This is a genomic window from Streptomyces sp. NPDC007901 (genome assembly GCF_042959465.1).
Lineage (GTDB): Bacteria > Actinomycetota > Actinomycetes > Streptomycetales > Streptomycetaceae > Streptomyces.
This window is the reverse complement of record NZ_JBIBKW010000002.1, coordinates 370,627-393,381: the sequence shown is the minus strand read 5'-3', so window position 1 is coordinate 393,381 and position 22,755 is coordinate 370,627. Positions and strand designations below refer to the sequence as shown.

The window sequence follows — 22,755 nt, the reverse complement described above, 5'->3', positions numbered from 1 at the left end:
ACCTTCTGGAAAATCCGGGATGGGCGGGCTGGGCGGGCCGGGTGGCCTGGACACAGGCCGGTGACCGCCGGAGCGCTCCCCCCATGGTCAGGGCGCTCCGGCGGTCACGCGGGGTCTACTTGCTGAAGTCGGGGACGAGCTTCTCGATCCCGAGTTCGGCGGTGCTCAGGCCCTTGTCCAGGGACTCCTTGCCACCGGCGACCTTGGTCAGCTCGGTGCCGACCGGGCCCCACAGGGAGGAGTACTCGGCGAGCGCCGGGCGCGGCTGGGCGGAGGAGAGGACGGCCTGGTAGCCGGCGATGCCCGGGTCGGCCTTGACCGCGGTGGTGTACGCGTCGGAGCGGGTCGGCAGGGTGGAGTTCTTCAGGGCGATCTCCGTCTGGGACTTCGCGGAGGTCATGAAGGCGACGAACTTCTCGGAGGCGGCCTGGTGGGCCTTGTCGATGCCGGCGTAGATCGAGAGGTTGTGGCCGCCGGTCGGGGCGCCCGCCTTGCCGGTGGAGCCGGCCGGGACGGTGGCGATGCCGAGGTTGGACTTGTCGCTGAACGCGGAGCCCTTGTAGAAGTTGGTGATCTCCCAGGGACCCTCGATGGTCATGGCGACCTTGCCGTTGACGAAGGCGTCCTGGCGGTGGGCGTAGGCGTCGGCGGTGGTGTCCGCCTTGTGCAGGCCCTTGCCGGAGTAGAGGTCCAGCCAGGTCTGGTAGCCCTTCTTGGCCGCCGCCGAGGTGATGGTGATCTTCTTGGCGGAGGCGTCGACCATGTCGGTGCCCTCGCCGTAGAGGAAGGGCTGCGTGTAGTACGCGGCCTCGGGGCCCCAGTAGCCGGTGGTCTTGGCCTTGTCCTGGATCTTGGCGGCGTCGGCCTTGACCTCGTCCCAGGTGGTGGGGGCCGCGGTGATGCCGGCCTTCTTGAACAGCGCCTTGTTGTATACGAGCGCGAGGGTGTCGGTGACCAGCGGGACGCCGTAGGTCTTGCCCTCGTACTGGGCCTGGGTGATCAGGCTGGACTGGAACTTGTCCTTGTCCGCGAGGGCGGCGGTGCCGTCCAGCGGCACGAAGTAGCCGGCCTTGGCGAAGGCGGGGGTCCAGCCGACCTCGGAGCGCAGCACGTCGGGGGCGCCCTTGCCGGACTGGGCGGCCGTGTCGAACTTGTTCTGCGCCTGGTCGAACTGGACGTTGACGTACTTGACCTTGATGTCCTTGTTGGCGGCCTCGAACTGCTTGATCAAGGCCTGGTACGTCGGTGCCTCATTGGTGGCGTTGGAGGTGTCCCACCAGGTGATGGTGACCGGGCCGTCCGACTTGCTGTCGCTGTCGCTCCCGCCGCACGCCGTCGCCGTGAGGGCGAGGGACGCCACCAGCGCGGAGGCCGCTATGCCACGCCGCATGAGTTCTCCTTGAGGGTGAATGCCCGAGTGATACGGGAGCGGCCCCGTCCGCCGTTCCCGCCGTCGTGCCGACTGCGCCGTTGCTGCGGCGGCCGGGCGTCAGGGAACGTAACAGCGATGTAAGCCTTACGAAAGACCTTGCAGCAAAAAAGTGCAAGAGATCTCCGAAGTTATCCGGGCGTGACCTCTCGGCGACCGCCGTGAGACGCTTGTTTACAGCGGTAGAGCGCTACGGTGGCGACTTGTGCAAGACTCTGCAAGCTCTTGCCGCCACGTTTCATGAGGGAGTGCGATGACGCAGCAGCCCGGACCGGGCCGCCCCCCAAGCCGCATCAGGCGCCCGATCGGTGTGCAAGGGGACATACGGCCGGTACAGTCCAGTGCCGTGACCACACGGCTTGCCGACATCGCAGCGCAGGCGGGGGTGAGCGAGGCGACGGTGAGCCGGGTTCTGAACGGGAAGCCGGGCGTCGCCGCCACCACCCGCCAGTCCGTGCTGGCCGCGCTCGACGTCCTCGGCTACGAGCGCCCGGTACGGCTGCGGCAGCGCAGCGAGGGCCTGGTGGGCCTGATCACCCCCGAGCTGGAGAACCCGATATTCCCGGCGCTTGCGCAGGTGATCGGGCAGGCGCTGACCCGGCAGGGCTACACCCCGGTGCTCGCCACCCAGACCCCGGGCGGGTCCACGGAGGACGAGCTGACCGAGATGCTGGTGGACCGCGGGGTGGCCGGCATCATCTACGTCTCCGGGCTGCACGCGGACACCACCGCCGACATGCAGCGCTACGAGCGGCTGCGGGCGCAGGGCGTGCCGTACGTGCTCGTGGACGGTTTCTCGCCGAAGGTGCAGGCGCCGTTCATCTCCCCCGACGACCGGGCCGCGATGACCCTGGCCGTCACCCACCTCGTCTCCCTGGGCCACACCCGGATCGGCCTCGCGCTCGGCCCGAAGCGGTTCGTCCCTGTGCAGCGCAAGATCGAGGGCTTCGTGCGGGCGATGCAGGACCAGTTGGGCCTGGCGACGGACGTGATCGAGTCCGAGTTCGTCCAGCACTCGCTGTACACCCTGGAGGGCGGTCAGGCGGCCACCACGGCGCTGATCGACCGCGGTTGCACGGCGATCGTCTGCGCCAGCGACATGATGGCGCTCGGCGCGATACGGGCGGCCCGGCAGCGCGGCCTCGACGTCCCCCGGGACGTCTCGGTGGTCGGCTTCGACGACTCCCCGCTCATCGCCTTCACCGACCCGCCGCTCACCACCGTCCGCAAGCCGGTACCGGCGATGGGCCAGGCCGCGGTACGCACCCTGCTGGAGGAGATCGGGGGCACCCCGGCTCCGCACAGCGAGTTCGTCTTCATGCCGGAGTTGGTGGTACGCGGTTCCACGGCGTCCGCGCCGAACCTGGGAAACAACCGTGCAGTACTCGCGAAGTAGTCGCGCTGCCGTAGAACATGCGGCGTGAACCCAACCTTGGGATGATCTGTCGAAGACGCCTTTTCTGGCAGACTCTGTACCTATGAGTGACTCGACCGTGACAGAGCCGGAAGGTCGCGTACAACAGACCCTTCCGCGGACCGTCACGGGCGAGGGAGAACAGGGGTTCCTACGACGGCTGCGCACGCCGCGCCGGCCCCGGCTCTGGTTCGAGATCCTGCTGATCGCGGTGAGTTACTGGACCTACTCGCTGATCCGCAACGCGGTACCGGAGCAGAGGGCGCAGGCGCTGCGCAACGCGGACTGGATCTGGCGGACCGAGCACCACCTGGGGATCGCCGTCGAGGAGTCGGTCAACCATGCCGTGAACTCGGTGACTTGGCTGATCGTCGGGATGAACTACTACTACGCGACACTGCACTTCGTGGTGACGCTGGGCGTCCTGGTGTGGCTCTACCGCAGCCATCCCGGCCGCTACGCGGCGGCCCGTCTCGCCCTCTTCGCCACGACGGGCGTCGCCCTCCTCGGCTACTACCTGTTCCCGCTCGCCCCACCGCGCCTGATGACCGGGGGCGGCTTCGTCGACACGGTGACGGTCCACCACACCTGGGGCTCGATGGCCTCCGGCGACCTCAAACACATGTCGAACCAGTACGCCGCGATGCCGTCCATGCACATCGGCTGGTCCCTGTGGTGCGGCCTGACCGTCTTCGCCCTCGCGTCGGTCCCCTGGGTACGCCTCCTCGGCCTCCTCTACCCGACCGCCACCCTCCTCGTCATCGTCGCCACCGCCAACCACTTCTGGCTCGACGCGGTCGGCGGCGCCCTCTGCCTCACCTTCGGCTTCACCGTGGTCCGCCTCTGGTACGGCGCCCTCCCGTACGCCCTTCCCCGGCAGCCGACGGGGGTGACTCTGCTGCGGAGCCCTGCGGGCGGCTGAGACGGAGTCCGGAAGGAAAGCCGACGGCTGGTCTGAACCGGCGGTTCTCACCCGCCTCAGCCCTCCGGCGGCTCACTCCCCCCGGTGCACCACGTGTCCCCCGGTGACCGTCAGTCGTACCGGGGCCTCGGTCAGTTCGTCTGGCGGGGCGGTCACCGGGTCCAGGGCCAGGGCCGTGAGGTCGGCGCGGTGGCCCACTGCGATGCGGCCTGCTACGGCCGCCTCCCCCGCCGCCCGCGCCGCATGGCTCGTGCAGCCTTCGAGGGCCTCCAGGCCGGTCAGGCCCGCGGAGGCGGACGCCGCGCCTCTCGGGGCGCGGGCCGTGGCGAGGACGGACCGTATGTCGTAGGGGGCGATGGGCCAGTCCGAGCCGAGGGCGACGGTCGCGCCCGCGTCGCGGAGGTCGCGGAGGCGCCAGGCGCGGTCGGCGCGGTCGGCGCCCAGCCGGCGGGACCACTCGTCCGTGCCGTCGGCCCGGGTGTACGCGGTGTGCGGAGGCTGCATCGACGCGGCCACCCCCAGCTCGGCGAAGCGCGGCAGCAGCGCGTCCGGCGCCGTCTCGATGTGCTCGATCCGGTGCCGGCCGGCCGCGCCGGGCCCCAGCCCCGCCACCACGTCCAGGACGTTCCGTACCGCCGCGTCCCCGATGGCGTGCGTGGCCGTGCGCACCCCGGCCGCGTGCAGGTGCCGTACGGCCGCCGCGTACGCCTCGGGGTCCGGCCAGAACGCCTCCGTGCCCTGCCCGTGGCAGTCCGCGTGCTCCAGCCAGGCGGTGCCCCCTTCCACCGTCCCGTCCATGAAGAACTTGACCCCGTCGACCGTCCAGTGCCGGCCGCCCCGCCCCTGCGCCGCGACCAGCTCCGCCAGCCCGGCCTCGTCCACACCCGGCATGCACCAGGGCGCGAAGCGCAGCCGCAGCGGCAGGACGGTCTCCTCGGCCACCGCCCCGACCAGCTCCGCGTCCCCCGCGTCCATGACGTGCGCCCCGGTCAGCCCGGTGGCCGCCATCGCGGCGAGCAGCTCGACCAGGCGGGCCCGGCGGGCCGCGTACGACGGGCGGGGCATGGCCCGCTCGACCAGCTGCATCGCCGCGTGCTCGACGAGGTGCCCGGTGGGGCGGCCCTCGGGGTCGCAGACGACCTGCGCCCGCTGGGCGAAGGTCCGCGCGCCCGTGACCCCCGCCGCGGCCAGCGCCGCGCCGCCGACGAGGGCGGAGTGGCCGTCGTAGAGCCGGAGGAAGGCGGGCGCGCCGCCGAGTACGTCCTCGACGAGGGCGCGGTCGACGGGGCGGCCCTCGAACGCGTTGTGGTCGAGGCCGAAGCCGATGACCCAGCCGTCGATCCGTTCGGCGCCGGTGAGTGCCGCCCGCAGGCCCGCCAGGTCGCGGACGCCCGACAGGTCGGCGCCGGTCGCCATGTCCAGGCCCCACACGGGGTGGCTGTGGGCGTCCACCAGGCCCGGCACCAGGTGCGCGCCGTCCAGCGCCACGACCTCGGTGCCGGGCCCCCGCCAGTCCCGTACGTCCCGCTCGTCGCCGACGGCGGCGATCACCCCGTCGCGCACGGCGACGGCGGTGGCGCACGGCCGGGCGGGGTCGAGGGTGCGGACCTCGGCGCCGGTCAGGATCAGGTCGGGGGCGGCGGTGGCGGTCATCGCGCGGTGAACTCCTTTGTTCTGTCGGGTTATTCGGCGGGCTCTGCGGCGAAGTCCGCGTACACGTCCGGCCGTTCGCGGCGCAGCCACCACGCGAGGCCCAGGCCCGCGACGAAGACGGCGGGCGCGATGACGATCAGCAGGGTGTTGACCGTGCTCGACGCGCCGGTGAACAGGTCGATGTGGGTGATGACGAGCCCTATCGCGGTGGCGAGGAGGACGGCGGCGACGGTCGGGGCGACCACGGTGCGCAGGGTGCCCTCCTCGTGCCGTACCCGGCGGAAGTAGCAGGGCACCGCGATCGCGGCGAGCAGCTGGAGCGCGAACAGGCCGATCATTCCCGGGGTGTTGACCCACAGCAGCAGCTGGTTGTACGGGTCGGCGCCCGCCGCCCAGAAGCCGAGCACGACCACGGCGCCGAGGACGGTCTGGGCGATGCCGGCCATGTACGGGGAGCGGTGGCGCGGGTGGATCCTGCCCAGGGAGCCGGGCAGCACGCCCTCCTCGGCGAGGGCGAGGGCGTAGCGGTTGATCGCGTTGTGGAAGGCGAGGAGCGAGGCGATGATGCTGGTCACGATGAAGACGTGCATCAGGTCGGCCGCCCAGCCGGCCACGTAGGTGGTGATGGCGGTGAAGAAGAGGCCCCCGGGGTCCTTGGCGGCGGCCGCGATGACGTCCTGGTTGCCGAAGGCCTGGATGATGATCCACACCATGAAGGCGTAGAAGAGGCCGAGGAACGCGACGGCCACGTAGGTGGCGCGCGGGACCGTGCGGTCGGGGTCGCGGGCCTCGCGGCGGTAGATGACGGTCGACTCGAAGCCGGTGAAGGCGGCGAAGGCGAAGGCGAGGACCACCGCCGTACCGGAGACGAACACGTGCTGCGGGGCGAAGGAGGCGGCGGACAGGCCGTGTGCGCCGCCCTTCACCAGCACTCCGCCGGCGAGCAGGACGAGGATGCCGGTCTCGGCGACCAGCAGCACGCCGAGCAGCTTCGCGCCGAACTCGATGGAGCGGTAGCCGCCGTAGCCGATGAGGAGGAGTCCGGCGAGGGCGATCGGCAGCCAGGGGACGTCGATGCCGAAGAGGGCCTTCGCGGTGTCCCGCCCTGCGCTGCCGAGCAGGCCGTAGACGCCGATCTCCATACCGTTGTAGCCGATCAGGGCGAGCAGGGCGGCGCCGATGCCGACGGGTCGGCCGAGGCCGCGGGTGATGTAGGCGTAGAAGGCGCCGCCGCTCCTGACGTGCCGGCTCATGGTGGTGAAGCCGACGGCGAAGACGGCGAGGGTGATGCCGGCGATGAGGTAGCCGGCCGGGGCGCCGATGCCGCCGAGCAGGACGGCGAGCGGGGCGACGCCGGCCATCACGGTGAGCGGGGCGGCGGCGGAGATGACGAAGAAGGCGATGTCGGCGGTGCCGAGCGAGCCGGAGCGGAGGGTCGCCACGGCGGGTGGCGTGCTCTCCTCGCGAGCGGTGACGGACATGGAGGGGGAGCCCTTCGAGCGCGACGGACGGGAGGGTTCCGGGCGTGCGGGATGACCGGCGCTACCAGGGCAGGAGCTGCCCCGGACCCGTAAATCTAAAGCCTTTCGGTTTTGGCAATGTAGCCTCCTCCTGGACATCCGGGAAGACCCGTTTCACACCTTCGGGAGAGAACACACGCATGGGACGGCCGCGCACCCCGCTCCTCGACCGGGAGCGGATCACCACGACCGCGCTGCAACTCGTGGACGAGCAGGGCGACTTCAGCGTCCCGCAGATCGCGAAGCGGCTCGGCACCCAGGCCGGTTCGCTGTATCACCATGTGGACGGCCGGGACGGCATCGTCGAGCTGCTGCGCGAACGGGTCGCGGCGGCCATCGACCCCGCGACCCTGGACCTGGCCCCCTGGGACACCGCCGTGGAGTCCTGGGCCCGCTCCTACCGGGCCGCCTTCGCCGCCCACCCGAGGGCGATCCCGCTCCTGATGACCTCGCCGGTGCGGGCGCCCCGGGTCCTGGAGCAGTACGAGCGCGCGGTCACGGTGCTGCTGGCCGCGGGCTTCGCCCCGGCGGACGTGATGCCCCTGCTGATAGCCCTGGAGAACCTCGTCCTGGGTTCGGCGCTGGACCTGGCGGCCCCGGAGACGATGTGGGAACTGACGACGGAGACACCGACCCCGCATCTGGCGGAGGCGCTGGCGGCGGTGGGGGCGGGCCGGGCGGACCGGGCGTTCGAGGTGGGCCTGACGGGCCTCATGAACCACGCCCGGGCCCTGCTCCGGCAGCCATGACCTACAGGATCCCGTGTATCGCGGGCGTATCGAAAACCGCATACGCGGCCGCAACGGCCCGGCGTCTGTCATGGGACCGTGAACCGAAACGCACCCTTGCCGGCGCCTGCCCGCCGCACTCGCACTCGCACTCGCACGATCGTGTTCCTGTCCCTCGCGGTCCTCGGCCTGGCGAGCGCCGCGTTCGCCCTGCGGCGGCCGCTCATGATGTCCGCCCCGAGGTGCGCGGCCGGCCAGTGGCACGGCTGCTTCGACACGTTCAACGGTGTGGTGCTGATGACGTTGGCCACGCTGCCGCTGGCCGTACTGGTGGCCTGGGCGCCGGCGTACCGTCGGCGGGCCGCGGGTGTCCCGTGGGCGTGGCGGACGTCGCTGGCCGAGGTGGGCATGGTCCACGGGACGGTGCCGTTCCTGTGGCTGACCATGATGCCCGGCGAGGGGGCCGGCACCGCCCCGGCCCGGGTGAGTCTCGTACCGCTGCGGGACCTGGTCACGATGGGGACGCTCGGAATCGTCGGCAACCTGCTGGTCTTCGCGTCGCTGGCGTTCTTCGCCCCGATGCGGTGGGCGGCCCTGGCGTCCCTGCCGCGGGTCCTCGCGCTCGGGGCGGGCTGCTCGGTCCTGGTGGAGACCGCCCAGTACGTGCTGCGCCTGGACCGGGTGTCCTCCGTGGACGACGTCCTGGTCAACACCGTCGGCGCCGTGCTGGCCGGGCTGGCGTCGCGCCGCTGGTGGCGCTCCGCGGCGCAGGCGCCCTCGGACCAGCCGCACCCCGCGCCGGTGCCGGCACCGGCAGGCTGAGCCCGTCCCGGCGGCACCCGTGAAGAAGCGCCCGGAGCTCAGCGTCCGGCTGAAACTCACCCTCAGCTACGCCGGGTTCCTGCTCGTCGCCGGCGTTCTCATGCTGGCCGTGATGTGGGTGTTCGTGCTGCGCTGGCTGCCGAACGACGACGCCAGGTCCATCCAGAAGAGGTTCGGCGCCGTGATCATCCTCGGGCCCAAGCGCTCCGACCTCCTGAACGGCTTCGCCCCCGCCGCGGCCACCGCGCTGGCCTTCCTCCTGGTGTTCGGGCTGGTGGGCGGCTGGATCCTGGCCGGCCGGATGCTGACGCCCCTCACCCGGATCGCGTACGCGGCCCGGCTGGCCTCGAACGGATCGCTCTCCCACCGGATCCGTATGCAGGGCCCCAGGGACGAGTTCCGTGAACTCGCCGACGTGTTCGACACGATGCTCGAACAACTCGAGTCCCATGTCGGCGAACAGCAGAGGTTCGCCGCGAACGCCTCGCACGAGCTGCGCACCCCGCTGGCCGTCTCCCGGGCGCTCCTGGAGGCCGCCGGCCACGATCCCACCGAGGACCAGGGCGCACTCATCGAACGCCTCCGCACGGTCAACACGCGGGCGATCGACCTCACCGAGGCGCTCCTGCTGCTCAGCCGCGCCGACGGCAGGGGCTTCAGCCGTGAGCCCGTCGACCTCTCCCTCCTCGCCGAGGAAGCCGCGGAAACGCTGCTGCCGCTCGCCGAGAAGCGCCGGATCACGCTCGACGTCACCGGCGGGCCGACCCGGGCCGTCGGCTCCGCGGCGCTCCTCCTGCGGATGGTGACGAACCTCGTCCAGAACGCGATCGTCCACAACCTCCCCGCCGGCGGCACCGTGACGGTCCACACCGAACCGCGGGACGGCGTGAGCGTGCTGCGGGTCGAGAACACCGGCCCCGCGCTGCCGTCGGACCTGGTACCGACCCTCACCGAACCCTTCCGGCGCGGAACCGACCGCGTCCGCGCCGACGAACACGCGGGCGTCGGCCTCGGGCTGGCCATCGTGCACAGCATCGTCCGCGCGCACGACGGCGCCCTCGACCTCGCGCCCCGCCCCGCCGGCGGCCTCCTCGTCACCGTCCGGCTGCCGGACGGGGCGGACCTCAGGCCCCGTAGAAAAGCTCCTCCACGACCGCCCGGGCCCGGCGGGTAGTACGCCGGTACGCGTCGAGCATGTCCCCGGCGTGCCCGTCGCCGTAGCCCAGGTACCGCCCGACGGCGGCCAGTTCACGGCTCTCGGTGGGGAACGTGTCGCCGGCCCGCCCCCGCACCAGCATCACGGCGTTGCGCACCCGGGTGGCCAGCACCCACGCCTCGTCCAGTATCGCGGCGTCCTCGGCCCCCAGCAGGCCCGCCGCCTGCGCCGCTGCCAGCGCCTGCCGGGTCCGGGTGGTCCGCAGTCCCGGCTCGGCCCACCCGTGGCGCAGCTGCAGCAGCTGCACGGTCCACTCGACGTCGGACAGCCCGCCCGGCCCGAGCTTGGTGTGCAGCTTCGGGTCGGCCCCGCGCGGCAGCCGTTCCGACTCCATGCGGGCCTTCAGCCGCCGGATCTCGCGGACCGCGTCCTCGCCGAGCCCCTCCGCCGGATACCGCAGCGGGTCGATCAGCTCGACGAACCGGCGCCCCAGCTCCTCGTCCCCGGCGACCGGGTCGGCGCGCAGCAGGGCCTGCGACTCCCACACCAGCGACCAGCGGCGGTAGTAGGCCTCGTAGGACTTGAGCGTGCGCACCAGCGGTCCGGACTTGCCCTCGGGCCGCAGGTCGGCGTCGATGAGCAGCGGCGGGTCGGCGCTGGGGACCTGGAGGAGCCGGCGCATCTCGGCGACCACCTTGTTGGCCGCGTCGGCGGCCTCGCGCTCGTCCACGCCCTCCCGCGGCTCGTGCACGAACACGACGTCCGCGTCGGAGCCGTAGCCCAGCTCGTGCCCGCCGAAGCGGCCCATGCCGATCATCGCGAACCGGGTGGGCAGGGTGTCGCCCCAGCCGTCGCGGACGACGGCCCGGAGGGTGCCGGCCAGGGTGGCCGCCGTCAGGTCGGAGACGGCCGCGCCGACCCGGTCGACGAGGGCGCCCTGGTCGGCCTCGGCGGGCTTGGTCTCGGTGCCGTAGGAGTCGACGATGTCGGCGGCGGCCGTACGGAACAGCTCGCGGCGCCGCACGCCGCGCGCCGCCCGTACCCCGTCCTCGGCGTTCTCCGCGCGGCCGACGGCGGCGAGGATCTCCTGCTCCAGCTGGGCGCGGCCGCGCAGCTCCAGGCCGCCGCCTTCGCCGTCGCCCAGCAGGGCCACGGCCTCCGGGGCGCGCATCAGCAGGTCGGGGGCGAGGCGGCCGGCCGACAGCACCCGGGCGAGGTTCTCGGCGGCGGCGCCCTCGTCCCTGAGCAGCCGTAGATACCAGGGGGTCTTGCCGAGGGCGTCGGAGACCTTGCGGAAGTTCAGCAGGCCCGCGTCCGGGTCGGCGGAGTCGGCGAACCAGCCCAGCAGAACGGGCAGCAGGGTGCGTTGGATGGCGGCCTTGCGGGTGACGCCGGAGGCGAGGGCCTCCAGGTGGCGCAGGGCGGCGGCCGGGTCGGCGTAGCCGAGGGCCTCCAGGCGTTCCCGGGCCGCCTTGGGGCTCAGCCGCGCCTCGCCGGGGCCGAGTTGGGCGACGGCGTCGAGCAGCGGGCGGTAGAAGAGCTTCTCGTGCAGCCGTCGTACGACGCCCGAGTGCCGCTTCCACTCGCGGGTCAGCTCGGGCACCGGGTCGGCGCGCAGGCCCAGCGAGCGGCCGAGGCGGCGCAGGTCGGCCTCGTCCTCGGGGACCAGGTGGGTGCGGCGCAGCCGGTAGAGCTGGATGCGGTGTTCCATGGAGCGCAGGAAGCGGTAGGCGTCGTCGAGCTGGACGGCGTCGGCGCGGCCCACGTAGCCGCCGGCCGCGAGGGCCTGGAGGGCGTCGAGGGTGGTGCCGGAGCGGAGGGTGGCGTCGGCGCGTCCGTGCACCAACTGGAGGAGCTGGACGGCGAACTCGACGTCCCGCAGGCCGCCGGGGCCGAGCTTGAGCTCGCGCTCGATCTCGGCGGCGGGGATGTTCTCGACCACCCTGCGGCGCATCTTCTGCACGTCGGCGACGAAGTTCTCGCGCTCGGCGGCCTTCCACACCAGGGGTTCGAGCGCGGCGATGTACTCGGCGCCGAGGTCGAGGTCGCCGGCGACCGGGCGGGCCTTGAGCAGGGCCTGGAACTCCCAGGTCTTGGCCCAGCGCTGGTAGTAGGCGAGGTGGCTGCTGAGGGTGCGCACGAGCGGGCCGTTGCGGCCCTCGGGGCGGAGGTTGGCGTCGACGGGCCAGATGGAGCCCTCCACCGTCGTCTCCGAGCAGATCCGCATCATGTGCGAGGCGAGCTTGGTGGCGGAGCGCAGCGCCTTGGCCTCGTCGGCGCTGTCGGCGGCCTCGGCAACGAAGATGACGTCGACGTCGGAGACGTAGTTCAGCTCGTGGCCGCCGCACTTGCCCATGGCGATCACGGCGAGCCGGCAGGCGGCGGCGTCCGCGGGCGCGGCGCGCTCGGCGAGGGTGAGGGCGGCGCGCAGGGTGGCGGTGGCCAGGTCGGCGAGTTCGGCGGCGGTCTCGGCGACGTCGGTGGTGCCACAGACGTCCCGGGCGGCGATGGACAGCAGGCAGCGCCGGTAGGCGACCCGGAGGGAGATCGGGTCGGCGGCCTCGGCCAGGCCGCCTTCGAACTCCGCGACGCCGGGGTGCAGGTCCCGGGGCTCGTAGGTGACCAGGGCCTCCCAGTCGCGCGGGTGCCGGGCGAGGTGGTCGGCGAGGGCGGCGGAGGCGCCCAGGACGCCCAGGAGGCGGTCCCGGAGCGGCTTGGCCGCTATCAGGGTGTCGAGGAGTTCCCGGCGCGCGGTGTGTCCGGGCTGGGCCTCCAGCAGCCGTACCAGGCCGTGCAGGGCGAGATCCGGGTCGGCGGTGGCACCGAGTGCCTCCAGGAGGACCGGGTCGTCGCGTACGGCGGCCAGCTCGGGGCTGTCCAGCAGCCGCTCGGCGGCCGAGGCATCGGTGAAGCCGTGCCGCAGCAGTCGCGTGAAGGTACTGCTCCTGCGCCCCGGCGTCATGTGCGGCCTCCCCTTGGGATCACGATCATGCTGGCCAGACGAGCCTAACCGCAGAGGCTGTCACGGGCGCCGATGAGTTTCGCGCGGGATCGTGGTCTGTACGGGCAGACGACGGTGGGAGGCATCATGCGTGAACCCCGGGGCGTACTGGACGCCCGGTACAGCAGCGAGGGCACCTCGGCGCACGACTGGTCCGAGGCGGAGAAGGTGCTGACGGAGTCCGAGCTGTTCTGGATCTCGACGGTACGGCCGGACGGGCGCCCCCATGTCACCCCGCTGCTCGCGGTCTGGCACGACGGCGCGCTGCACTTCGGCACCGGCCCCGGCGAGCGCAAGGCGCGCAACCTCGCCGGGAACCCGCACGTCGTGCTGACGACCGGCACCAACAGCTGGACCGAGGGGTACGACGTCACGGTCGAGGGTGAGGCGGTGCGGGTCGCCGACGACGGCCGGCTGCGCGAGCTGGCGGCGGCCTGGGAGGCGAAGTACGGCCCGTTCTGGCACTACGACGTGGCCGACGGGTACTTCCACCACGGTCCGGGCCGGGCCCTGGTCTTCGCCGTGGCGCCGCGCAGGGTGCTCGGCTTCGGCAAGGGGGAGCCGTTCAGCCAGACGAAGTGGGAGTAGTTCACCGGGTTTTCATCCGGAGGGTCCGATGCGGCGAATCAGGGGAATGTTGGCGTGTGCATGCTCTGTCCGCACCGCCACCAGCCCCTCCCTTCCCCAGCACCGGAGGTTGATGTGTCCGGCAGTTCCGCACGTTCTGGGATGCTGCGCCGCGCCCGTACGGCGGTGGCGTCCGCCACCGCCTTCACCGCGGCCGCAATCGGCCTGTGGACCGGGCTCGGCGGCACGTCCGCGCACGCCGCGAGTGCCGTACCGACCCCGGACCACGTGATCGTCGTGGTCTTCGAGAACCACGCCTACAGCCAGGTCATCGGCTCGTCCAGCGCCCCGTACATCAACTCGCTGGTCTCCGGCGGCGCCAACCTGACCCAGATGTACGCCGAGACCCACCCGAGCCAGCCCAACTACTTCGCCCTGTTCTCCGGCTCCACCCAGGGCATCACCGACGACAGCTGCTACACCGCGGGCTTCTCCTCGGCCGCCAACCTGGCCTCCGAGCAGCTCGCCGCCGGCCGCACCTGGGCCAGCTACAACGAGACCCTGCCCAGCCAGGGCTCGACCACGTGCAGCAGCGGCAACTACGCGCGCAAGCACAACCCGTGGTTCGGCTTCAGCAACGTCCCGACGTCGACCGCGAAGACCTTCGCCCAGTTCCCGACCGACTACACCACCCTCCCCCAGCTGTCCTTCGTGATCCCCAACCTGTGCAGCGACATGCACGACTGCTCGGTGTCCACCGGTGACACCTGGCTGAAGAACAACCTGGGCGCGTACGCGACCTGGGCCAAGACCCACAACAGCCTCCTCGTCGTCACCATGGACGAGGACAACCGCCTGGCGGGCAACCGCATCCCGACGGTCCTGTACGGCCAGCCGGTGACGGCGGGCTCGTCCTCCGCCACCACCTACGACCACTACGACCTGCTGCGCACCCTGGAGGACAGCCAGGGCCTGAGCGCGCACGCAGGCAACGCGGCGTCCTCCTCCGACATCACCGGGATCTGGACGTCCTGACGTGTACGTAGCGGACAGCCGCGCGAGCACTCCGGCGACGGCGTCCGTGGAAGGTACCGCCCGGCCCACCGCGGCCGGGCGGTACCGCTCCACGATCGCCCCCACCGTCCTCGCCCTCGGCACGGTCAGCCTGGTCACGGACGTGTCCTCCGAGATGGTGACGGCGGTCCTCCCGCTGTACCTGGTGACGGGCCTGGGCCTGTCCCCGCTGGGCTTCGGCCTCCTGGACGGCGTCTACAACGGCTTCTCGGCGGTCGTACGCCTGGTCGGGGGCCATCTGGCCGACCGGGGCGGCGGCCGGCACAAGTGGGTGGCGGGCGCGGGCTACGCCCTCTCGGCGCTCTGCAAGCCCCTGCTGCTGATCGCCCACACCCTCACCCCCATCGGCCTGATCCTGGCGGCGGACCGCACCGGCAAGGGCCTGCGCACGGCTCCCCGCGACGCCCTGATCTCGCTCTCCTCCACCCCCGAGACCCGGGGCCGCGCCTTCGGCGTCCACCGGGCCATGGACACGGCGGGCGCGCTGCTCGGCCCGCTGGCCGCGTTCCTCATCCTGCGCGCCACGGTGGACGGCTACGACGCGGTGTTCACGGTGAGCTTCTGCGTGGCGGTGGTCGGGGTCCTGGTCCTGGTGCTGTTCGTCCCGGGCCGGAGCTCCGGTACGGCGGACACCGGCACCCGCCCGACGCTGCGCGCCGCGCTCGGCCTGCTCTCCCACCGCGACCTGCGCCGGATCACCGTCTGCGCCCTCCTCCTCGGCCTCGCCACGGTGAGCGACTCGTTCGTGTACCTGCTGCTGCAGCGCCGCCTCGGCGTCCCGGACGGCTGGTTCCCCCTGCTCCCGCTGGGCACGGCCGCCGCGTTCCTGCTGCTCGCCGTGCCCCTGGGCCGTCTGGCGGACCGGTGGGGCCGCTGGCGCGTGTTCCTGGCCGGGCACGGGGCGCTCCTCGCGGCGTACGCGCTGCTGCTCACGTCCTGGCACGGCTCGGCGCTCCCGTACGCGGTCCTCGCCCTGCACGGCACGTTCTACGCGGCGACCGACGGGGTCCTGATGGCGGCCGCGTCGGACAGCGTCCCTCAGGCCCTGCGCTCGTCGGGCCTGGCACTGGTCCAGACGGGTCAGGCCGGGGCGCGTTTCGCCTGCTCACTGGCGTTCGGCGCGGCCTGGACGCTGTGGGGCGACCGTACGGCGCTGCTCGCGGCCACGGCGGCCCTGGCGCTCTGCGCCGCCTACGCCCTCACGCTCCGACCCTTCCGGGAGGCCGCCGTATGACCCTGAGGTCCCGCATCCTGATCCTCGCCGCCGCGCTGGCCGTCCTGGCGGCGATCGCGCTGGCCTCCGTGCTGCACGCGTCGGCCCGGGCGGAACTCCGCGACCACTCCCGGGCCGGCGACCCGAAGATCACCCCCGGGACGGTGACCCTCACGACCCCGGGCCGCATGGTCTTCCGCAACATGGCCTGGGGCCCGCACCGCGACGAACTGACCACGACCCCCTCCTCGAACCCCTCCGGCCCCCGCACCGCCTCCGGCGTCACATGCCTGCGCTTCTACGCCGCCTCGGGCACCGGAGTCTGCCTTCAGGCCGTCCACGGCCCGGTCTCGGACACCTACCGGGCCCTGATCCTGGACGCGCACCTGAAGGAACGGGCCCACTACGACGTCCCCGGCATCCCGTCCCGGGCCCGGGTCTCCCCCACCGGCCACTACGCGGCGTGGACGGCGTTCGTCGGAGGCGACTCCTACGCGGGCACGAACTTCTCGACGCGCACGGCGATCGTGGACACGCGTACGGGGGCCTACATCCCGTCGCTGGAGGCCTTCCACATCCGCAAGGACGGCAGGGCCTACCAGTCGGCGGACGTCAACTTCTGGGGCGTGACCTTCGCCTCGGACGACACCACCTTCTACGCGACCCTGGCCACCGAGGGCTCCACCTACCTGGTCCGGGGCGACCTGCGCAGCCGCACGGTCACCACCCTCCACCAGAACGTCGAATGCCCGTCCCTCTCCCCCGACGGCACCCGCGTCGCCTACAAGAAGCGGGTGAAGGGCCTCCCGAAGGACGCCCCCTGGCGCCTGTACGTCCTGGACCTGGGGACGATGCGCGAGACGCCGCTGGCGGAGACCCGGAGCGTGGACGACCAGGCGGTGTGGAGGGACGCGCACACGGTCGTGTACGCCCTGCCGGGCGACTACGGGGCGGACCTGTACGAGGTCCCGGCGGACGGCACGGGCGAGCCTCGACGCATCAGCGTCTCGGCGGTGTCCCCGGCATACGTCGGCGCCGGCTGAGGAGGTCGGGGGCGGCGGCCCGGGTTCACAGGCGCACGATGACCAGGGCGGTGTCGTCGGTGGCGCCGCCGGGCGGGAGCAGGTCGTCGAGCACCGCGTCGGCGAGGGCCTCGGGGCCGGCCGCCCGGTGGCGGGCGAGGGAGTCGGCCAGCCGGGCCAGGCCGGTGTCGATGTCCTCGCCACGGCGTTCGATCAGGCCGTCGGTGTAGAGCACGAGGACGGCACCCTCCCGGAAGGCCACGTCGGCCTGGATCCGGGGGGCGTGCTGCGGGCGTGCGGCCAGGGGCGGGTCGGTGGCCCGGTCCAGGAGCTCGACGGTCCCGTCGCCGTGCAGCAGCGCGGGCGGGGGGTGCCCGGCGCTGCTGTAGGTGAGGGTGCGGGTCTCCCAGTCGACGAACGCCGTGGCCACGGTCGTGTTCTCGGCGCCGTCGACGGTACGGGCGTACAGCCCGAGGACCTCCAGGGCGCGGGCGGGCCCCTCGGCGACCAGGGAGGCGGCGGTGAGGGCGCTGCGCAGTTGCCCCATGACGCCGGCGGCGGACAGACCGTGCCCGACGACGTCGCCGACGGCCACGGCGATCCGGTCGCCGGGCAGGTCGACCAGGTCGTACCAGTCACCGGCCACGTTCAGCGCCTCGGCGGCGGGCCGGTACCGCACGGCCGCCGGATGCCGGCCGACCGGACGCGGAACGGGCAGCATGGCCTCCTGCAGGGTCAGCGCGACCTCACGGGCGCGGATGAGTTCGGTGACGTCCTCCACCCGGTGCAGCAGCAGCGTCACCCGCCCGTCCGGCCCGATCACGGGGGTGGTGGTCAGGTCGTAGTACCGCTGGTCCCATGCCCCGGGCTGGTCGGGGTCCCCCCTGTCGTAGGTCTGCAGCGCCACCACGCTGTGCTCACCGGTGTCCGCCGCCCGGCGCAGCGACGCCAGGATCCTGAGCAGGAAAGGCTCGGTGGGGTCCTTCGGCGGAGTGTCGTCGGGCAGGAACCGCCCGACCACCTGCTCGCGCGGAAGGCCCCGCATACGCACGAACTCCGCATTGGCGTCCACGATCGTCAACTGCGGGGTGACCAGCGCCACCGCCCCGGGGAGGGTCTGGAACACCGCCTCGTAGTCGACCGCGGGTACCTTCATGACATTCCTGCCTCGCCACCGTGTCCGTGCTCTTCTCACGATACGAGTTCACGCACAGACGCCGAGGGGCCGGCGGTCCGTGACCGCCGACCCCTTCGCCCGATGAGCGGAACCCCGCCCCGACCTGCCCCTACAGCACCGGCAGGTTCTTGCGCAGCTCGAAGGCGGTGACCTCGGAGCGGTACTCCTCCCACTCCTGCTTCTTGTTGCGGAGGAAGAAGTCGAAGACGTGCTCCCCGAGCGTCTCTGCGACCAGGTCGCTGCGCTCCATCAAGGTGAGGGCCTCGCCGAGGTTCTGCGGGAGGGGCTCGATGCCCATCGCGCGGCGCTCCGCGTCGGAGAGGGCCCAGACGTCGTCCTCGGCGCCCGGCGGGAGCTCGTAACCCTCTTCGATGCCCTTGAGGCCGGAGGCCAGGAGGAGGGCGTAGGCGAGGTACGGGTTGGCGCCGGAGTCGATGGAGCGGACCTCGACGCGGGCCGAGCCGGTCTTGCCGGGCTTGTACATCGGGACGCGGACCAGCGCGCTGCGGTTGTTGTGGCCCCAGCAGATGTACGAGGGGGCCTCGCCGCCGGCGCCCGCCGTGCGCTCGGAGCCGCCCCAGATGCGCTTGTAGGAGTTCACCCACTGGTTGGTGACCGCCGAGATCTCGGCGGCGTGCTTCAGCAGGCCCGCGATGAAGGACCGGCCGACCTTGGAGAGCTGGAACTCCGCGCCCGACTCGTAGAAGGCGTTGCGGTCGCCCTCGAAGAGGGAGAGGTGGGTGTGCATGCCCGAGCCCGGGTGCTCGGAGAACGGCTTGGGCATGAACGTCGCCTGGACGCCCTGCTCCAGCGCCACCTGCTTCATGACCAGCCGGAACGTCATGATGTTGTCGGCCGTGGAGAGCGCGTCCGCGTAGCGCAGGTCGATCTCCTGCTGGCCCGGCGCGCCCTCGTGGTGCGAGAACTCGACCGAGATGCCCATCGACTCCAGCATGGTGATCGCCTGGCGGCGGAAGTCCATGCCGATGTTCTGCGGGGTGTGGTCGAAGTAGCCCGAGTTGTCGGCGGGGGTGGGGCGCGAGCCGTCGAGCGGGCGGTCCTTCAGGAGGAAGAACTCGATCTCGGGGTGCGTGTAGAAGGTGAAGCCGAGGTCCGAGGTGCGGGCCAGGGCGCGCTTCAGGACGTACCGCGGGTCCGCGAAGGACGGCGAGCCGTCGGGCATCAGGATGTCGCAGAACATCCGGGCCGTGCCGGGGGCCTCGGCGCGCCACGGCAGCACCTGGAAGGTCGACGGGTCCGGCTTGGCGATCATGTCGGACTCGTAGACCCGGGCGAAGCCCTCGATCGCCGAGCCGTCGAAACCGATGCCCTCGTCGAAGGCCTGTTCCAGTTCGGCCGGGGCCACGGCGACGGACTTGAGGAAGCCCAGCACGTCCGTGAACCACAGGCGTACGAACCGGATGTCGCGCTCCTCCAAGGTCCGGAGCACGAACTCCTGCTGCTTGTCCATCTTCCGCTTCCCCATCCTTGCTGGTCAGGCCGCCTGCTCCCGGTCCCACGGGAGAGCGGTCGGGCACCTGAGCATCACACCACAACAGCATTTCATGCGCGTTGCGGACCTTGATCGCACCGGCGTCCTCGGCCTGAACGGCTCCCATACGGCAGGTGTACTGCTCTGCCGCCCATCTTGCCTGCTCGCGGCGACATCCGTAATGGCCGATCTCAGTTCCTGGTGACGGACACCACGGCTCTTAAATTTGAATCTCAGATGCAAGTTTTAATGGCGTGGACATCAGCCGAGCCGTTCGGTCGAGCCACAAGGAGCCCCGATGCTGTCCGAGCCGTCCGCAGCCACCGTCCGCGCCAGCCTCCCCGCCGCCGGCGCGGCCATCGAGGAGATCACCGAGCGCTTCTACGCCCGGCTCTTCGCCGCCCGCCCCGACCTGCTGAAGAACCTCTTCAACCGCGGCAACCAGGCCGCCGGCAGCCAGCGCCAGGCCCTCGCCGGCTCCATCGCCGCGTTCGCCACCCACCTGGTGGACCACCCCGACCGGCGGCCCGACGCGATGCTCGCCCGCATCGCGCACAAGCACGCCTCCCTCGGGGTCGCCTCCGAGCAGTACGACGTCGTCCGCGAGCACCTCTTCGCCGCCATCGTCGAGGTGCTCGGCGAGGCGGTCACCCCTGAGGTCGCGGCCGCCTGGGACGAGGTCTACTGGCTGATGGCGAACGCGCTGATCGCGATCGAGAAGCGGCTGTACGAGGAGAGCGGCGCGGCCGGGCTCCGCCCGTGGGAGGTCGTCGAGCGGGTCGCGGAGACGGCCGACGTCACGACCTTCCGGGTCCGCCCGGCGGACAGCGGGACGGCGGTACGCGGCTTCCGCGCCGGACAGTACGTCTCCGTGGGCGTCACCCTTCCCGACGGCGCCCGCCAGATACGCCAGTACAGCCTCTCCGGGGCGCCGGGCGAGTCGGTTCGCCAGTTCAGCGTCAAGCGCGTGCACGGCGAGGTCTCCCGGCACCTGCACGCACACGTCGGCGAGGGCGACGTACTGGAGATCTCGGAACCGTACGGCGACCTCGTCCTCGACGACACCACGCAGGGGGGGGACCGCCCCCTGCTGCTCGCCTCCGCCGGCATCGGCGTGACCCCGATGGTGGCGATGCTGGCCGCGCTCGCGGCCGACGGTCACGACGCCCCGGTGACCGTCGTGCACGGCGACCGCTCCCCCGCCGACCACGCCCTGCGCGCGGACCACGGCACCTACGCCGCGAAGCTCCCGGACGCCGCCGTCCACCTCTTCTACGAGCGCGACGCCGAGCCCGGCACCCGCACCGGCCTGGTGGATCTCACCGGCATCGAGGTCACGCCCGGCACGCGCGCGTACCTGTGCGGCCCGCTTCCCTTCATGCGCGCGGTCCGCACCCAGCTGATCGACAAGGGCGTGGCCCCGGCCGACATCCACTACGAGGTCTTCGGCCCCGACCTCTGGCTGGCACAGACCTGAACTACAGCGCCCCGCCAGGGGCGCGGGGCTGTGTCTTATATGCGGCTACCGCCGCGTGGGCGCGACCAGCCACAACGACGCAGCAAGACGCCGGACAACAGATCCCGGCACCCCTACAGGCGCCTAAACCGCCCCCGGCCTCTTGGAAATACCCAGGAGCAAAGCCCCCGTCGGCTCCCCCACCATGTCCGCCACCGTCACCGGGTCCAGCGAGGCGAAGAACGCCTCCTGGGCCCGGCGCAGCGCACCGCGCAACCGGCACCCGGAGTGCAGCGGACACGGCGTCGCCCCCTCGCAGTCGACGACGTCCCCGTCCCCCTCGAAGGTCCGCACGAGCCCGCCCACCGAGGCCGTGCGGCCCTTCTCGGTCAGCGTGAGCCCGCCGCCCCGGCCGCGCCGGGCGTCGACGAGGCCGAGATGCTGCAGTTCGGCGACCACCTTCGCGGCGTGCGTGTACGGCACGTCCATGTCCGCCGCGACCTCGCGGGTCGTCGGGCTGGACTCGCCCGCTACGGCGAGCCGCATCAGGAGACGCAGAGCCAGGTCGGTGGAGCGCAACAGCCTCATGACGGCCAGCGTAGGTAATGCGCATCCGTGATTCAAATTATCGGTTTCCTGTCGATTCGCAGGTCTTTCCAGCTCTTTCCTGTGCCCTCCCTACGACTGGTCCCATCTCCCCCATTACGATCAGCGAGCCCCACCGTCCACGTCCCTTTCCCCCAGAAGGACACATCCCATGGGTTCCGCGAAGAACAAGGCCGCCAGTGCCGAACGCAAGGCGCGCATAGAGCAGATGCGTCGCGCGGAGCAGGCCCGCGAGCGGCGCAACCGGATGCTGACGATCGGCGCGAGCGTCGTGGTCGTGGCCGGTCTCGTCGTCGGCGGTGTGGTGCTCGTCAACTCGCAGTCGGACAAGAGCGACAGCTCCAGTGACGCGAAGGGCAGCTCCGGGGACTCCGGGCACTTCACCACCGGCAGCGACGGCGTGCGGACCTGGTCGGGCAAGCTCTCCCGCACCCATGTCACGGGGACCGTGAAGTACCCGATGCACCCGCCGGTCGGCGGCAACCACAACCCGGTGTGGCTCAACTGCAACGGCAACGTCTACACCAAGGCCGTGAAGGACGAGAACGCCGTGCACGCCCTGGAACACGGCGCGGTCTGGGTGACGTACACCGACAAGGCGAAGAAGTCCGACGTGGACACGCTGGCGGCGAAGGTGAAGCAGACGCCGTACTCGCTGATGAGCCCGTACACGAACCAGACCTCCCCGATCGAGCTGTCGGCGTGGGGCCACCAGCTGAGCGTGACGAGCGCCGACGACCCGAAGGTCGCGAAGTTCTTCGAGACGTACGTGCAGGGCAAGCAGACCCCGGAGCCGGGCGCCTCCTGCACCGGCGGGACGATGTGACGTGAAGAAGCACATCGGCTGGATCGCCGGGACCACGGCGGCGGCGCTGGTCGCGGCCGGCGCGATCACCTACGCGGTCGCCGAGGACGGCGACGGCCCCGGCCGGAGCGTGCCGAGCGCGGACGGGGCGGACGCGGGGTTCGCGCGGGACATGGCGGTCCACCACCAGCAGGCCGTGGAGATGTCGTACGTCATCCGCGACCGCACGACGAACACGGACGTACGGCGGCTCGCCTACGACATCGCGCAGACGCAGGCCAACCAGCGCGGCATGCTGCTGGGCTGGCTGGATCTGTGGGACCTGCCGAAGGTGTCTGCGAAGCCGCCGATGTCCTGGATGGGCATGGGGGACATGCCCGAGCGCGGGGACGGTTCGCTGATGCCGGGCATGGCGACCGACACGGAGCTGAAGAAGCTGGGGACCCTGAACGGCAAGCAGGCGGAGATCTTCTATCTGCAGCTGATGACGGATCACCACAAGGGCGGCATCCACATGGCCGAGGGGTGCGTGGCCAAGTGCACCGTCGAGGTGGAGAAGAACCTCGCGCAGGGCATGGTGGACGCGCAGCAGTCGGAGCTGGCGACGATGAAGCAGATGCTGAAGGAGCGGGGCGCGAAGCCGCGCGACTGAACGGGCGTACATCCAGGGGGATTTGTCGACTTAGCGGCACCGCAAG

General features: G+C 71.8%; 19 protein-coding genes. 12 read left to right on the top strand and 7 right to left on the bottom strand.

The window, feature by feature from the left end:
* Positions 1 to 115 precede the first annotated feature (115 nt).
* Complete coding sequence (locus ACFZDK_RS07545) at positions 116 to 1,390, bottom strand: extracellular solute-binding protein (protein WP_390970726.1); 1,275 nt, start codon at positions 1,388 to 1,390, stop codon at positions 116 to 118.
* Between the two features lie 385 nt (positions 1,391 to 1,775).
* On the opposite strand from ACFZDK_RS07545, the gene ACFZDK_RS07540 reads away from it, so the two are divergent.
* Together ACFZDK_RS07540 and ACFZDK_RS07535 are read left to right on the top strand one after the other, a co-directional pair.
* Positions 1,776 to 2,825, top strand: a complete 1,050-nt coding sequence (locus ACFZDK_RS07540; RefSeq protein ID WP_390970724.1) for a substrate-binding domain-containing protein — start codon at positions 1,776 to 1,778, stop codon at positions 2,823 to 2,825.
* Positions 2,826 to 2,907: 82 nt separating this feature from the next.
* A complete protein-coding gene (locus ACFZDK_RS07535; protein ID WP_390970722.1) occupies positions 2,908 to 3,765 on the top strand; it encodes a phosphatase PAP2 family protein in 858 nt (285 codons plus the stop codon).
* 72 nt (positions 3,766 to 3,837) lie between these two features.
* Here the strand turns inward: ACFZDK_RS07535 and ACFZDK_RS07530 are convergent, their stop codons facing one another.
* Entirely contained in the window at positions 3,838 to 5,418 is a 1,581-nt protein-coding gene (locus ACFZDK_RS07530; protein WP_390970720.1) for an amidohydrolase family protein, read from the bottom strand.
* 29 nt (positions 5,419 to 5,447) lie between these two features.
* Positions 5,448 to 6,899, bottom strand: coding sequence for an amino acid permease (locus tag ACFZDK_RS07525; protein ID WP_390970718.1), 1,452 nt, complete (start codon positions 6,897 to 6,899; stop codon positions 5,448 to 5,450).
* 179 nt (positions 6,900 to 7,078) lie between these two features.
* Here ACFZDK_RS07525 and ACFZDK_RS07520 point away from each other — a divergent pair, with 179 nt between their 5' ends.
* The 3 genes from ACFZDK_RS07520 (at position 7,079) to ACFZDK_RS07510 (ending at position 9,662) form a co-directional block, all read left to right on the top strand.
* Positions 7,079 to 7,687 carry a TetR/AcrR family transcriptional regulator C-terminal domain-containing protein gene (locus ACFZDK_RS07520; RefSeq protein WP_390970716.1) on the top strand — a complete coding sequence of 203 codons (609 nt, stop codon included), beginning with the start codon at positions 7,079 to 7,081 and terminating at the stop codon, positions 7,685 to 7,687.
* 78 nt (positions 7,688 to 7,765) lie between these two features.
* The gene (locus tag ACFZDK_RS07515; protein WP_390970714.1) at positions 7,766 to 8,488 is read left to right on the top strand and encodes a VanZ family protein; all 723 of its coding nucleotides are present in this window, start codon (positions 7,766 to 7,768) and stop codon (positions 8,486 to 8,488) included.
* A gap of 19 nt (positions 8,489 to 8,507) precedes the next feature.
* On the top strand, positions 8,508 to 9,662 hold the full coding sequence (locus ACFZDK_RS07510) for an ATP-binding protein (RefSeq protein ID WP_390970712.1): 1,155 nt from the start codon (positions 8,508 to 8,510) through the stop codon (positions 9,660 to 9,662).
* Here the strand turns inward: ACFZDK_RS07510 and ACFZDK_RS07505 are convergent.
* Positions 9,613 to 12,606 (bottom strand): bifunctional [glutamine synthetase] adenylyltransferase/[glutamine synthetase]-adenylyl-L-tyrosine phosphorylase, encoded by a 2,994-nt coding sequence (locus ACFZDK_RS07505; RefSeq protein ID WP_390970710.1) that lies wholly within the window; start codon positions 12,604 to 12,606, stop codon positions 9,613 to 9,615. The genes ACFZDK_RS07510 and ACFZDK_RS07505 overlap by 50 nt on opposite strands.
* A gap of 126 nt (positions 12,607 to 12,732) precedes the next feature.
* Here ACFZDK_RS07505 and ACFZDK_RS07500 point away from each other — a divergent pair, with 126 nt between their 5' ends.
* The 4 genes from ACFZDK_RS07500 (at position 12,733) to ACFZDK_RS07485 (ending at position 16,542) form a co-directional block, all read left to right on the top strand.
* On the top strand, positions 12,733 to 13,233 hold the full coding sequence (locus ACFZDK_RS07500) for a pyridoxamine 5'-phosphate oxidase family protein (protein WP_390970708.1): 501 nt from the start codon (positions 12,733 to 12,735) through the stop codon (positions 13,231 to 13,233).
* A 141-nt stretch (positions 13,234 to 13,374) separates the two neighbouring features.
* Positions 13,375 to 14,247, top strand: a complete 873-nt coding sequence (locus ACFZDK_RS07495; protein ID WP_390971586.1) for an alkaline phosphatase family protein — start codon at positions 13,375 to 13,377, stop codon at positions 14,245 to 14,247.
* 1 nt (position 14,248) lies between these two features.
* A complete protein-coding gene (locus ACFZDK_RS07490) occupies positions 14,249 to 15,520 on the top strand; it encodes an MFS transporter (RefSeq protein WP_390970706.1) in 1,272 nt (423 codons plus the stop codon).
* Positions 15,517 to 16,542: a TolB family protein gene (locus tag ACFZDK_RS07485; RefSeq protein ID WP_390970703.1), complete on the top strand. Its 1,026-nt coding sequence runs from the start codon at positions 15,517 to 15,519 to the stop codon at positions 16,540 to 16,542. Before ACFZDK_RS07490 ends, ACFZDK_RS07485 begins: the two co-directional genes overlap by 4 nt.
* A gap of 25 nt (positions 16,543 to 16,567) precedes the next feature.
* On the opposite strand, the gene ACFZDK_RS07480 is transcribed toward ACFZDK_RS07485, so the two are convergent.
* On the bottom strand, positions 16,568 to 17,677 hold the full coding sequence (locus tag ACFZDK_RS07480; RefSeq protein ID WP_390970701.1) for a SpoIIE family protein phosphatase: 1,110 nt from the start codon (positions 17,675 to 17,677) through the stop codon (positions 16,568 to 16,570).
* A 130-nt stretch (positions 17,678 to 17,807) separates the two neighbouring features.
* Positions 17,808 to 19,169 carry a type I glutamate--ammonia ligase gene (glnA, locus tag ACFZDK_RS07475; RefSeq protein ID WP_355718820.1) on the bottom strand — a complete coding sequence of 454 codons (1,362 nt, stop codon included), beginning with the start codon at positions 19,167 to 19,169 and terminating at the stop codon, positions 17,808 to 17,810.
* 319 nt (positions 19,170 to 19,488) lie between these two features.
* Here glnA and ACFZDK_RS07470 point away from each other — a divergent pair, with 319 nt between their 5' ends.
* Positions 19,489 to 20,667 carry a globin domain-containing protein gene (locus ACFZDK_RS07470; RefSeq protein ID WP_390970698.1) on the top strand — a complete coding sequence of 393 codons (1,179 nt, stop codon included), beginning with the start codon at positions 19,489 to 19,491 and terminating at the stop codon, positions 20,665 to 20,667.
* Between the two features lie 123 nt (positions 20,668 to 20,790).
* Here ACFZDK_RS07470 and ACFZDK_RS07465 read toward each other — a convergent pair whose 3' ends face one another.
* A complete protein-coding gene (locus ACFZDK_RS07465; RefSeq protein ID WP_390970696.1) occupies positions 20,791 to 21,234 on the bottom strand; it encodes an Rrf2 family transcriptional regulator in 444 nt (147 codons plus the stop codon).
* A gap of 169 nt (positions 21,235 to 21,403) precedes the next feature.
* Here ACFZDK_RS07465 and ACFZDK_RS07460 point away from each other — a divergent pair, with 169 nt between their 5' ends.
* Positions 21,404 to 22,078 carry a DUF3105 domain-containing protein gene (locus ACFZDK_RS07460; protein WP_390970695.1) on the top strand — a complete coding sequence of 225 codons (675 nt, stop codon included), beginning with the start codon at positions 21,404 to 21,406 and terminating at the stop codon, positions 22,076 to 22,078.
* A gap of 1 nt (position 22,079) precedes the next feature.
* Positions 22,080 to 22,709 (top strand): DUF305 domain-containing protein, encoded by a 630-nt coding sequence (locus ACFZDK_RS07455; RefSeq protein ID WP_390970693.1) that lies wholly within the window; start codon positions 22,080 to 22,082, stop codon positions 22,707 to 22,709.
* Positions 22,710 to 22,755: the final 46 nt, after the last annotated feature.

Bases quoted from the DNA above. Each gene is read 5' to 3' on its own strand.
- ACFZDK_RS07545 (WP_390970726.1), bottom strand. From the start codon at position 1,390: ATGCGGCGTGGCATAGCGGCCTCCGCGCTGGTGGCGTCCCTCGCCCTC.
- ACFZDK_RS07535 (WP_390970722.1), top strand. From the start codon at position 2,908: ATGAGTGACTCGACCGTGACAGAGCCGGAAGGTCGCGTACAACAGACC.
- ACFZDK_RS07530 (WP_390970720.1), bottom strand. From the start codon at position 5,418: ATGACCGCCACCGCCGCCCCCGACCTGATCCTGACCGGCGCCGAGGTC.
- ACFZDK_RS07525 (WP_390970718.1), bottom strand. From the start codon at position 6,899: ATGTCCGTCACCGCTCGCGAGGAGAGCACGCCACCCGCCGTGGCGACC.
- ACFZDK_RS07520 (WP_390970716.1), top strand. From the start codon at position 7,079: ATGGGACGGCCGCGCACCCCGCTCCTCGACCGGGAGCGGATCACCACG.
- ACFZDK_RS07505 (WP_390970710.1), bottom strand. From the start codon at position 12,606: ATGACGCCGGGGCGCAGGAGCAGTACCTTCACGCGACTGCTGCGGCAC.
- ACFZDK_RS07500 (WP_390970708.1), top strand. From the start codon at position 12,733: ATGCGTGAACCCCGGGGCGTACTGGACGCCCGGTACAGCAGCGAGGGC.
- ACFZDK_RS07495 (WP_390971586.1), top strand. From the start codon at position 13,375: ATGCTGCGCCGCGCCCGTACGGCGGTGGCGTCCGCCACCGCCTTCACC.
- ACFZDK_RS07485 (WP_390970703.1), top strand. From the start codon at position 15,517: ATGACCCTGAGGTCCCGCATCCTGATCCTCGCCGCCGCGCTGGCCGTC.
- ACFZDK_RS07480 (WP_390970701.1), bottom strand. From the start codon at position 17,677: ATGAAGGTACCCGCGGTCGACTACGAGGCGGTGTTCCAGACCCTCCCC.
- glnA (WP_355718820.1), bottom strand. From the start codon at position 19,169: ATGGACAAGCAGCAGGAGTTCGTGCTCCGGACCTTGGAGGAGCGCGAC.
- ACFZDK_RS07470 (WP_390970698.1), top strand. From the start codon at position 19,489: ATGCTGTCCGAGCCGTCCGCAGCCACCGTCCGCGCCAGCCTCCCCGCC.
- ACFZDK_RS07465 (WP_390970696.1), bottom strand. From the start codon at position 21,234: ATGAGGCTGTTGCGCTCCACCGACCTGGCTCTGCGTCTCCTGATGCGG.
- ACFZDK_RS07460 (WP_390970695.1), top strand. From the start codon at position 21,404: ATGGGTTCCGCGAAGAACAAGGCCGCCAGTGCCGAACGCAAGGCGCGC.